Origin of the sequence: Komagataeibacter intermedius TF2 (assembly GCF_000964425.1) — a bacterium.
In the GTDB taxonomy this organism is placed as follows: domain Bacteria; phylum Pseudomonadota; class Alphaproteobacteria; order Acetobacterales; family Acetobacteraceae; genus Komagataeibacter; species Komagataeibacter intermedius.
The window spans coordinates 1-437 of the sequence record NZ_BANF01000819.1 but is presented as its reverse complement, the minus strand read 5'-3'; the positions used below and the strand labels follow the sequence as shown (position 1 = coordinate 437).

Genomic DNA, 437 nt, shown 5'->3' with positions numbered 1-437 from the left:
AGACCCGGAAGATCCTGAAACCCCAGCCAGAACATGCAGTTCAGGCCGCGTCCCATGGCCAGCTGCCGGTCCATGCCGTCCGTGACGTAGGCGGAGAGTTCATCGTAGAAAAAATGGAACGGCGCGTCGCCGCTGCCTGCCTTGAGCTTGAAGACCTGCTCGGCGGGGCCGTCGAGGCGGGCGCCAAGAAGCTGGGCCATGACGCCGCGACCGGCAGCGACCACGATCTTGCCCAGTCCGGCCAGCGTATCCGAGGAATTCTCCAGCGCGGGCAGCGTGACGACGAGAATGCGGCGGTTCAGCACCACATCGCGCATATCGATGTCGGGCGTCTGGGCGCGGAAGATATGCCCGAGACTGACGCCAAGCTGCGTGAAGACCCGGGTGAAATACATCTTGGCGTAGCCATGCTGCTCGCTCGGTTTGTTTTCTTTCTG

At 62.7% G+C, this 437-nt stretch carries 1 pseudogene; it reads right to left on the bottom strand.

From position 1 onward, the window contains the following. Positions 1-437: pseudogene (locus B7449_RS19325) on the bottom strand (type IV secretory system conjugative DNA transfer family protein); the annotation flags it as partial.